Origin of the sequence: Goekera deserti (assembly GCF_010685995.1) — a bacterium.
GTDB lineage: Bacteria > Actinomycetota > Actinomycetes > Mycobacteriales > Geodermatophilaceae > Goekera > Goekera deserti.
Window position 1 is genome coordinate 71,201 of the sequence record NZ_JAAGWK010000036.1, and the last position, 10,414, is coordinate 81,614.

Consider the following 10,414-nt stretch of genomic DNA (forward strand, 5'->3'; position numbering starts at 1 on the left):
CGGGGCGGGACCCGCTCCCCGTCACCGCCCCGTTAGCTCAGTGGTAGAGCACTCGCCTTGTAAGCGAGCGGTCGTCTGTTCAATCCAGACACGGGGCTCCGTCACCCCGCGCCGGGCCGTGCTGCGGCGCCCGCGCGCAGCGGGCCCGGCCCGGGCGTGCGACCGTCGGGGTCGTGCCCGCCGTCCGGGTGGGCCGGACCGAGGAGTGCCCATGAGCGACCACGTCTACCGGCTGAGCGAGATCGTCGGCAGCAGCCCCACCAGCGTCGACGACGCCATCCGGGTGGCCGTCCGCAAGGCCAGCCAGACGGTGCGGAACATCGAGTGGTTCCAGACCAGCGAGATCCGCGGTCAGGTCGTCGACGGGGACGTCGCCTACTTCCAGGTCACCATGAAGATCGGCTTCCGGGTCGAGGACTGAGCGCCCCCGGCGACGTGCTCAGCCCCGGTCGGACCGCTGCCGCGCCGCGCCGCGGCCGACCTGGTCGCTGAGCTCGACGCCCGAGCGGAACTGCGCCGCGCGCTCCAGCCGGCGCAGTTCCGCTGCCAGCGCGCGGTCGAACCGGCGCTGCTCGGCGCGCTCCTCGCGCACCAGCGCGGTGGTGCCGGGGGCGTAGCCGGCCTTGACCGCGCGGTGCTCGGTGGTCTCGGTCATGTACGCCGCGGAGAACAGCAGGCCCATCAGCAGGCCCCCGGCCGCGGCGGTGAGCCGGAACTCCAGCGGCACCGGCGGCACCAGCAGGAAGAGCACCAGCAGCGGCAGCAACTGCACCACGGAGCGGGCCAGGTGCCGCCAGACCCAGGTGGGCCGGGTGGTGTCCGACAGCACCCAGGGGCTGAGCTCGAAGGGCAGCCCGCCGCCGTAGGCGTACCAGAGCCACCGGAGGGGTCCGGGTCGACAGGCGCGCTCGGTCACGCCCCCGACGGTAGGCCTCCCGCACACGACACGCACAGACGACGGCGCCCCGTTCCCGGGTGGGGAGCGGGGCGCCGTCGGCGGGGGTGCGTGGCTCAGTGCGCGGCGGGGGTGCCCACGTCGTCCAGGTGCTTGAGCACCTGACCGTAGGAGTCGGCGGCGCTGGTCTCCACGTAGCGCACGCCCTTGGCGGCGCAGAACGCCGCCACCAGCGGCTGCGCGTGCCGCAGGTTCGGCCGCGGCATGCTCGGGAACAGGTGGTGTTCCACCTGGTAGTTGAGCCCGCCGAGCGCGAAGTCGGTGACGACGCCGCCGCGGATGTTGCGCGAGGTGAGCACCTGGCGGCGCAGGTAGTCGGCCTCCTCCTCGTCGGTCAGCGGCGGCATGCCCTTGTGGTTGGGGGCGAACGAGCAGCCCATGTAGAAGCCGAACACCGCCTGGTGGACGGCGATGAACGCGACCGCCTGCAGCGGGGTCAGCACCAGGAAGGGCACCGTCACGAACGCGACCAGGTTGACCGCCAGCAGCGTGCCCTCGCGCCAGCGCTGGCTGACCGTGCCGTCCATCAGCGCCCGGATGCTCGCCGCGTGCAGCGCCAGACCCTCCAGGGTGAGCATCGGGAAGAAGAACCACGCCTGGTAGCGGGTCAGGAACCGGGACAGGCCCGAGCGCTTCTCGATCTGGCCCTTGATGAACAGGAACGGGCCGTCGGGGGAGACGTCGGGGTCCAGCTCCTCGTGGTTCGGGTGGGCGTGGTGCCGGTTGTGCTTGTCGACCCACCAGCCGTAGCTCAGGCCCACCAGCAGGTTGCCGTGCACCAGGCCCATCAGGTAGCTGGCCCGGCGGGTGCGGAACACCTGCTTGTGGCCGGCGTCGTGGCCGAGGAAGGCCACCTGGGTGGTGGCGATGCCCAGGAACACCGCGGTGACCAGCTGCCACCAGCTCTCGCCGATGACGACGAACGCGGCCCAGCCGGCGGCGTAGACGCCCACCGTGGTGCCGATCGTGGCGAGGTACCAGCCGGGGCGGCGGTCCATCAGCCCGGCGTCGCGGATCTGCCTGGAGAGCTCGGAGTAGTCGCTCCGGACCCGCTCCGGGCGTGCGGACGTGACAGGTGTTGCGCTCATACAGGCCTCTCGGTACCTGGGGCACGCCGGGTCTGTGGCGCGGGCCCGCTTCCCGGGCCTCCAGAGCTCGTCCGGGTCCTGCCCGGACTCGCCTCCTCACCCACGGTATCCGTGGAGCGCCGTCCGCGCCCGTGCGTCGGCGCGGCGTAGGTTCCGCTCGTGGACCAGCGGCGGGTGGGCGTGCTCGCCGGCCTCGGCGCCTACGTGCTCTGGGGCTTCTTCCCGCTGTACTTCCCGCTGCTCGAGCCGGCCGGCGGGTTCGAGATCGTCGCCCACCGGATCGTCTGGTCGCTGCTGCTGGTCGCCGTGGTGCTCTCGGTCACCGGCGGCTGGGGGCAGGTGCGGGCGGCGGTCACCGACCGGCGCAGCCTGCTGGTGCTCGCCGCCGCGGGCGTGCTGATCACCGTCAACTGGGTCACCTTCGTCTACGGCGTCAACTCCGGCCACGTGGTCGAGACGTCGCTGGGCTACTTCATCAACCCGCTGGTCAGCGTGCTGCTGGGGGTGGCGTTCTTCGCCGAGCGGCTGCGCCGGCTGCAGTGGCTGGCCGTCGGCATCGCGGCGGTGGCGGTCGGCGTGCTCACCGTCGACTACGGCCGGCCGCCGTGGATCGCGCTGACGCTGGCGGCCACGTTCGCGCTGTACGGGGTGATGAAGAAGCTGGTGCAGGTGGACCCGGTCCCGGGGCTGCTGGTGGAGACCGCGGTCGTCGTCGTCCCGGCGGTGGTGGTGCTGGGCGTGCTGCAGGGCAACGGCACGGGCACGCTGGCCTCCGAGGGCCCCGGGCACGTGGCGCTCCTGGCCAGCACCGGGGTGGCCACCGCCGTCCCGCTCGTGCTGTTCGCCGTGGCGGCCAGCCGGATCCCGCTGTCCACCATCGGCCTGCTGCAGTACCTGACGCCGCTGATGCAGCTGTCCATCGGGGTGTTCGTCTACGACGAGCCGATGCCGCCGGCGCGGCTGGCCGGCTTCGCGATCGTCTGGCTGGCGCTCGCGGTGTTCAGCGTGGACAGCCTGCGCCGGGCCCGCTCCGGACGGCGGGACGCCCGGGCGGTCGCCGCCGCGGCGCCGGCCGCCTGACGCGTCCCGGTGACCCGCGACACCCCCGGGCGCGGGGAACCGGGGACTGTCGGTGGGCCCGGCTAGCTTTCCCGGTGTCCGGCCCGCCTTCCCCGTGGCCGGCGACGCACCACGTCCCGGAGGCTCTCCCCGCATGACCAGCGACCCCGTCCAGCGCCCCGCGGAGCACGCAGCCGCCCCGTCGCGCCCGGAGGCGTCCGGCCTCTCCGCCCGGGACCGTGACGTGCTGGCCTTCGAGCGGCAGTGGTGGCGCTTCGCCGGGGCCAAGGAGGCCGCGGTGCGGGAGACCTTCGGCATCTCGCCGACCCGGTACTACCAGGTGCTCAACGCGGTGATCGACCGTCCCGAGGCGCTCGCCGCCGACCCGCTGGTGGTCCGCCGCCTGCGCCGGCTGCGCGCGACGCGGCAGCGCTCCCGCCCGGGTGTGCGCTGGGCATCGGGCACAGCGGCCACTAGTCTTGGTGACCGTGGGGAGGCACGCGGCATCAGGCCGTGACGAGGAGACGCCACCCGCCTCGACGAACCGCGCCAGCACGACGCCGGAGACCGGCCAGCAGCGGTCCGTGTCCTCGCGCCCACCGGGCAACCCCGCGGCCTCGCGGCCGCCCCGCCCCGCGCAGCCGGTCCCGCTGACCCCGGCGCGCGCCGGGCGACCGGTGTCGCCGACCTCCCCGCCCCGGCCGCCGGCCGAGGACCCGCGTGCCGGCAACCGTCCGTCGGCCGGCCCGGCGCCCTCCTCGTCGCCGCGCGTCCCGTCACCGGGCGGTCCCCGCTCCGCCCCCGAGCGATCGCAGCGCCCGGCCGGCAGCTCTCCCGCCGGCCGTCCGCAGCCGCCGGCCACCGGGGTGCAGTCCGCCGCCCAGCGGCCGCCGCTCGCCCCGGAGCGCCGACCCGTCCCGCCGCCGGCCCCGCCCGGGGTCCGGCGGTCCACCGATCCGGCGGGCGACCTGCCCACCGGTGCCGACCGCCGTCGTGCCGTCCCGGACAACGGTCCGGACGACGGCCCGCGCACCGGGCCGTCGGGCAGCAGGGCCGACCGGCGCCGGGACGGGCTGCTGCCCGTCTGGGACGAGCCGCATCCCGGCGCGTCCGCCGCCCACCCGCGGTCCGGCGGCGCGCCCACCGGCCTCGGCCGGCCTGTCGGCCCCCCGCGACCCCAGGCGCCGGTCGGGCGTCCGGCGCCCGCGCGGCCGCCCGCGGCGGGCCGTCCCACCCCGGCCGACGCCCCCTCCGGTCGGCTGCGCCCGCCGCCGGCCGACGGTGCCCGGCCCGGGCCCGGCGACTCCGGAGCCGCGTCGGGCCGGCTCCGGCCGTCCTCGTCCGCTCCGGTCGACGGAGAGTCCCGGATGCGCCCGGCGGCGGCCCGCAGCGGGGCACCCGCACGCCCCGTCCCGCCCGCCGGTGACCGCCCGGCTCGGGTCGACAGCGGCACCGCGCCCGGTCGGTCCCGGCCCACCTCGCCGGACGACGGCCTGATCGCCTCGGGTCGACTGCGCCCGGCGTCCCCCGCCGGGCGCGGTGCAGCTCCCGGGCCTCCCCCCAGGGGCGGCGCGGCAGCCCCGGCACGCCCGACGCCCGGTGGTGCGTCCGGCGCCGGAGGCCCGGCTGCCCCCGGTCCTCGCGACCCGGTCGTAGACGCCGCCTCCGGGCCCCTCCGCCCCCCGCCCGCCCCCCGTGACCGGTCCGGACACCTGCGCCCGCCGGTGCCCGGCCGGGCGAGCCGCCCTGGATCGGCGCCGGACTCCCCGGACTCCTGGCCGTCCCCGCCGAGAGGCGGACCGGGCACCCCCGTGCGCCCGTCGGTGCCCCCGCGCCCGGCGGCTGACCCGGCTCCCCGGCAGCAACCGGAAGACCGCTGGGCCCCCAGGGACGACCTCCCGGCCGCGTCGGGCGACCGGTGGCGCGCGGGCGACGACCTCCCGGCCGCGGCGGGCGACCGGTGGCCCTCGGACGGTGACCGGCTGACGGCATCGGAGGACCGGTGGTCCTCGGACGGCGACCGCCCGTCCACGGCCGCGGACCGGTGGGCGGCGGAGGGGGCGGCCGACCCCTGGGACGCATCCTCCGGCTCGTCGTCCTGGAACGGGTCCGCCGGGCCGCTGGACCAGCCGACCTGGGCCTCGCCGGCCGGGTCGGCGCCGCCGGCTCCGCCCGCCGACCCGGCCGAGACCTCCCGGACCAGCTGGTCACCGCCCGCACCGACCTGGGACGTCCCCTCGGACGCCGTCCCGTCCTCCGGCGTGCCCGCGTCCGGCTCGTCGTGGGCCGGCCCGTCCGACCCGCGGTGGTCCGCCGGTGAGCCGGGCGGGGCGTCTCCGAACGGGTCCACGTCCTGGAGCACGGGGTCCCCGGCGCTGGACCAGCCGACCTGGGCCGCGCCCGCCGCGGGGCTGCCCTCCACCGACCGGCGCGAGGACCGTCCCGGCACCCGCTGGTCGGCGACGCCACCGGCGGGCGGCCCGGCCGCGGCCCGCGGAGCCCCGGGTGCCGACGCCGACCGCACGGTCGTGGCGTCGGCCGTCGGCGACCCGACGGCGCGACCCGGTGTCGGTGCCGAGGACCCCGACGCCACCGACACCGCACCCGGACGCCGCAGCGTCCGGACCGGCGACGACCCGACGAGTGCCCCCGCCCAGGGCCGTGCGGCGCTGCGGGCCGAGCGGCAGGCAGCCGAGGCGGCCCGCAAGCGCAGCGGCCGCCGGGGCACGCGCACCGCAGCCGACGACCCCCCGACCGACCCGGGCGGCGTCCGGGCGGGGGACGTGGTGTCCGGCTCCCGCCCGGGTGGTCCGCGCAGCGGCGAGGTCCGCACGACGCCACCGGCCCGCCACACCCCGCAGAGCGCGGCCCGGGTGCTGGTGGCCGTGGTGCTCGTCGCGCTGATCGTGCTCGGCGCCTGGTCGTTCCTGTCCCCGGCCACCCAGCCGTCGTCCGCCACCCGGCCGGCGCCGGAGAGCACCACGTCCAGCGCGCCGGCCCCGGCCACGCCGGACGCGTCGGCCCCGGTGGTCGAGCCACCGCTGCTGCCGGAGACGGTCCCCGCCCCCGACCCGGCGGTGCCCGTCCGGCTGCCGGTGACCGTGGTGAACAACACCGGCATCACCGGGCTGGCCGGCGACATCGGCGCCGTGCTGACCGAGGCGGGGTGGGAGGTGCCGGCCACCGGCACCATCGACTCCGACCAGATCCCGGTGTCGACCGTCTACTACACCGAGGGCGACCCGACCCAGCTCGCGGCCGCCACCCAGCTGGTCGAGCAGTTCCCCCAGCTCACCGGCCCGGCGGTCCGCTTCTTCGAGATCCCGGAGGCACCGGACGCCGGGGTCGTCGTGGTGGCCATGGGCGACTGGCGTCCGTGACCGGAGCTCCACCGCACCCGCACCACCCGCCGGGGAACCGGCCCGGACCCCCGCGCGTTCAGCCGCTCGTGCGCCACTCCCGTGGGACCGCGCGACCCGTCCCGCGCGCCCGCGCCCGTGGACTGCTCGCCTGCCTCCTCGCCCCGCTGCTCGCCGCGTCGTCCCTCGTCCTGCTGCCCGCCGCGCCCGCGGCGGCCGCCGGGGAGGTGGCCACCGAGGAGACGACGGTGCCCTCCGGCACCGGCCCGGACGCCGTCGAGCTGGACACGTCGCTGTTCGTCCCGGACACCGCCACCGCGGACGACCCGGCAGCGGCCGTCGTGCTCGCGCACGGCTTCGGTGGCAGCAAGGACAGCGTGCGCAGCGACGCCGAGCACCTGGCCGACCTCGGGTACGTGGTGCTCACGTACTCCGCGCGCGGCTTCGGCGCCAGCACCGGCCAGATCGGGCTGGACGACCCGCGGTACGAGGTCGCCGACCTGTCCACGCTCATCGACCTGCTCGCCACCCGGGACGACGTCCTGCTCGACGCGCCCGGCGACCCGCGGGTCGGGGTGTCCGGGGCCAGCTACGGCGGTGCGCTCTCCCTGCTGGGCGCCGCCTACGACCAGCGGATCGACGCAATCGCGCCGCAGATCACCTGGAACTCGCTGACCACCGCGCTGTTCCCCTCCCAGGGCACCGCCACCGGGTCGGCCGCGACCACGGTGGCCGGCACGCCGACCACGACCGCGGCGGGCACCGGGGTGTTCAAGCGGGACTGGGCCGGCATCTTCTTCGCCGCCGGCGCCCTGAACGTGCAGGGGCTGCTCGGCGGGCTCACCGGCTCCGCGCCGCCGACCATCGACCCCGCCACGGCCACGCAGACGCTCACCTGCGGCGCGTTCCGGCCCGAGGTGTGCGCGGCCTACCAGTCGGCGGCCTCCACCGGCACCCTCAGCCCCGAGGTCGCCGCCGTCCTCGACCGGTCGAGCCCGGCCTCGGTGATCGACCGCATCCAGGCGCCGACGCTGCTGATCCAGGGCACCCGGGACTCGCTGTTCGGCCTGGGCGAGGCCGACGCGAACGCCCGCGGCATCGCCGCGAACGGCACCCCGGTGAAGGTCGTCTGGTACGACGGCGGGCACGACAGCACCGCGTCGGACTCGGTCACCGCCGACCTGCGCGACCAGGTGGCCGGCTGGTTCGACCACTTCCTGCGCGGCGGCCCCGACCCCGGCACGCCGTTCCTCTACCCGCAGCCGGCCGGCGCGCAGAACGCGCTGGGCGGCGGCGGTGGTGGCGGCGGTGGTGGTGGCCGGCAGCGGGACGCCGGCACGGTCACCGCCGACAGCTACCCCGGGCTGACCGGGGACCCCGCGCAGCGCCGGGTGCTGCCGGTCGGCGGCGGCACCCAGCCGGTGGTCACCCCCGCCGGCGGCAGCCCCGCCGCCTACACGACCATCCCCGCCCTGGGCGCGATCAGCGCGGCCCTGGGCGGGACGACGATCGAGATCCCCGGCCAGTTCGCCCGCTTCGACACCGAGCCGCTGGACGAGGGCGTCGACGTCGTCGGCGCGACCCAGGTGCAGCTCACCGTTGCCTCGACCACCGGCACCGCCACGCTGTTCGCCAAGCTCTACGACGTCGCCGAGGACGGCAGCCAGTCGCTGCCGTCCGGGCTGGTGGCGCCCGTCTCGCTGACCGGACTGTCCACCGACCCGACCGCCCCGAGCACGGTGACGGTCACCCTGCCGGCGATCGACCACCGCTTCGAGGCCGGGCACCGGGTGCGGCTGGTGGTCTCCAGCACCGACCAGGCCTACGCGCTGCCGGCCGACGCCGCCGTCTACACCGTGGGCGTGGCCGACCCGGCCAGCGCGCTGTCGGTGCCGCAGGTGCAGGGCGAGGGCGAGCCGGTGGCCGGGTCCTCGCGCTGGTTCGTGCTGCTCGGCGTCGTCCTGCTGCTGGGCCTGCTGGGCTGGCTGGCCGCCCGGGTGTGGGGCCGGCGCCGGGAACGGCAGCTGTCCACCGCCGACGCGGACGGCGAGGACGTGCCGCTGCGGTTCGAGGGCGTGACCAAGAGCTACAAGGACGGCTTCGTCGCCGTCCGGGACCTGTCCTTCGAGGTGCGCCGCGGCCAGGTGCTCGGCCTGCTGGGGCCCAACGGCGCCGGCAAGACCACCTCGCTGCGCATGCTGATGGGCCTGATCCGGCCCACCGCCGGCACCATCTCGGTGTTCGGGCACGCCGCGCGCCCCGGCGCCCCGGTGCTCTCCCGGCTGGGCTCGTTCGTCGAGGGCACCGGCCTGCAGCCGCACCTGTCCGGCCGGGACAACCTGACGCTGTACTGGGCCGCCACCGGGCGCCCGCCGGAGGACGCGCACATGGCCGAGGCCATCGAGGTGGCCGGGCTGGGCAGTGCCATCGACAAGCGGGTGCGCAGCTACAGCCAGGGCATGCGGCAGCGCGTGGCCATCGCCCAGGCCATGCTCGGGCTGCCCGACCTGCTGGTGCTCGACGAGCCGACCAACGGCCTGGACCCGCCGCAGATCCACGCCATGCGCGAGGTGCTGCAGAGCTACGCGCGCACCGGGCGCACCGTGATCGTGTCCAGCCACCTGCTGAGCGAGATCGAGCAGACCTGCAGCCACGTCGTCGTCATGGCCAAGGGGCAGAAGGTCGCCCAGGGCACCGTCGAGGAGATCATCGGCACCGGGGGAGCGGTCCTCGTCGGGCTGGCCGACCCGGCCGACACCGACCGCGCCGTCGCGGTGCTGGAGGGCCTGCCCGGCCGGCCCGCGGTCGAGCGGACCGACGAGGGCCTGGTGGTGGAGCTCGGCGACGTCAGCCGGGCCGCGGCCATCGCCGCACTGGTCGCCGCCGGGGTCGGCGTCGACCAGCTCAGCCCGCGACGCCGTCTCGAGGACGCGTTCCTGTCACTGGTGGGGGAGAGTTCATGAGCGCGACCGTCGGCGAAGGGGTCGCCCCGGCGACCGGCGTGCAGCCCACCGGCGCGGTGGCCGGCTACCGGCCCGGCCGCACGCTGCGGCTGTCGGTCGAGCTGCGCCGCCAGTTCAAGCGCCGGCGCACCCTCGGGGTGGTCGGCCTGATGGTCGCGCTGCCGCTGGTCCTCATCGCCGCCCTCCAGCTCGGCGCCTCCGACGACGAGAACGGCGACACCGCGGTCAGCCTGGTCGACCTGGCCACCGCCAGCGGGCTGAACTTCACGCTGTTCGTGCTGTTCGCGACCACCGGCTTCCTGCTGGTCGTGGTGTTCGCGCTGTTCTTCGGCGACACCGTGGCCAGCGAGGCCCAGTGGGGCTCGCTGCGCTACACGCTGGCCACCCCGGTGCCCCGGCTGCGGCTGCTCCGGCAGAAGTGGCTGGCGGCGTTCACGCTGTCGGTCGCCTCGCTGCTGCTGCTGACCGTGGTGTCGGTCGTCGCCGGCGGGCTCTTCTTCGGCTTCGGGGACATCCAGACCACGGTCGGCCTCTCCATCCCCCAGGGCGACGCCCTGGTGCGGCTGGCCGGCATGGTGGGCTACCTGACCGTGCACCTGCTGGTGGTCGGCACGCTGGCGTTCTGGCTGTCCACCATCACCGACGCCCCGCTGGCGGCCGTGGGCGGTGCGGTGTTCATGACGATCGTGTTCGCCATCCTGGAGCAGATCGAGCAGCTGGGCGCGGTGCGCGACTACTTCCCGACTGCGGAGAACTATGCCTGGACCGACCTGCTGCTCAGCCCGGTCGACTCCGGCGACCTGTTCCGCGGCGTCGTCCAGTCGCTGGTGTACGCCGCCGTCTTCACCTCGCTGGGGCTCTGGCACTTCTCCCGCCGCGACGTCACCTCCTGACCCCGCCCGCCCTCAGCATTGATCAGCTCAGGTGGATTCAGGTGGTCGTTGCATCACCGGTTGGTTGAGGTGGTGAGAGTAGGTGGTTGAGGGCTTC

At 76.2% G+C, this 10,414-nt stretch carries 8 protein-coding genes and 1 tRNA gene; 7 read left to right on the plus strand and 2 right to left on the minus strand.

What is annotated here, in order from left to right; genetic code table 11:
- The first annotated feature begins 26 nt into the window (after positions 1 to 26).
- A tRNA-Thr gene (locus tag G1H19_RS21435) sits at positions 27 to 98 on the plus strand.
- A 113-nt stretch (positions 99 to 211) separates the two neighbouring features.
- Positions 212 to 421 carry a dodecin gene (locus tag G1H19_RS21440; RefSeq protein WP_152729589.1) on the plus strand — a complete coding sequence of 70 codons (210 nt, stop codon included), beginning with the start codon at positions 212 to 214 and terminating at the stop codon, positions 419 to 421.
- A gap of 18 nt (positions 422 to 439) precedes the next feature.
- Here the strand turns inward: G1H19_RS21440 and G1H19_RS21445 are convergent, their stop codons facing one another.
- Together G1H19_RS21445 and G1H19_RS21450 are read right to left on the minus strand one after the other, a co-directional pair.
- Positions 440 to 916: a DUF5313 family protein gene (locus G1H19_RS21445; RefSeq protein WP_235928133.1), complete on the minus strand. Its 477-nt coding sequence runs from the start codon at positions 914 to 916 to the stop codon at positions 440 to 442.
- A gap of 95 nt (positions 917 to 1,011) precedes the next feature.
- The gene (locus G1H19_RS21450) at positions 1,012 to 2,043 is read right to left on the minus strand and encodes a fatty acid desaturase family protein (protein WP_152729590.1); all 1,032 of its coding nucleotides are present in this window, start codon (positions 2,041 to 2,043) and stop codon (positions 1,012 to 1,014) included.
- 159 nt (positions 2,044 to 2,202) lie between these two features.
- On the opposite strand from G1H19_RS21450, the gene rarD reads away from it, so the two are divergent.
- From rarD to G1H19_RS21475, 5 genes are all read left to right on the plus strand, one after another.
- A complete protein-coding gene (gene rarD, locus G1H19_RS21455) occupies positions 2,203 to 3,123 on the plus strand; it encodes an EamA family transporter RarD (protein WP_162393002.1) in 921 nt (306 codons plus the stop codon).
- A 133-nt stretch (positions 3,124 to 3,256) separates the two neighbouring features.
- Positions 3,257 to 3,619 (plus strand): DUF3263 domain-containing protein, encoded by a 363-nt coding sequence (locus tag G1H19_RS21460; protein ID WP_152729591.1) that lies wholly within the window; start codon positions 3,257 to 3,259, stop codon positions 3,617 to 3,619.
- Positions 3,620 to 5,363: 1,744 nt separating this feature from the next.
- Positions 5,364 to 6,482 carry a LytR C-terminal domain-containing protein gene (locus G1H19_RS24780; protein WP_162393003.1) on the plus strand — a complete coding sequence of 373 codons (1,119 nt, stop codon included), beginning with the start codon at positions 5,364 to 5,366 and terminating at the stop codon, positions 6,480 to 6,482.
- Positions 6,483 to 6,550: 68 nt separating this feature from the next.
- Positions 6,551 to 9,424 (plus strand): alpha/beta fold hydrolase, encoded by a 2,874-nt coding sequence (locus G1H19_RS21470; protein WP_162393004.1) that lies wholly within the window; start codon positions 6,551 to 6,553, stop codon positions 9,422 to 9,424.
- Positions 9,421 to 10,317 carry an ABC transporter permease gene (locus tag G1H19_RS21475; RefSeq protein WP_152729593.1) on the plus strand — a complete coding sequence of 299 codons (897 nt, stop codon included), beginning with the start codon at positions 9,421 to 9,423 and terminating at the stop codon, positions 10,315 to 10,317. The genes G1H19_RS21470 and G1H19_RS21475 overlap by 4 nt, the downstream gene beginning before the upstream one ends.
- The last annotated feature ends 97 nt before the right edge of the window (positions 10,318 to 10,414 follow it).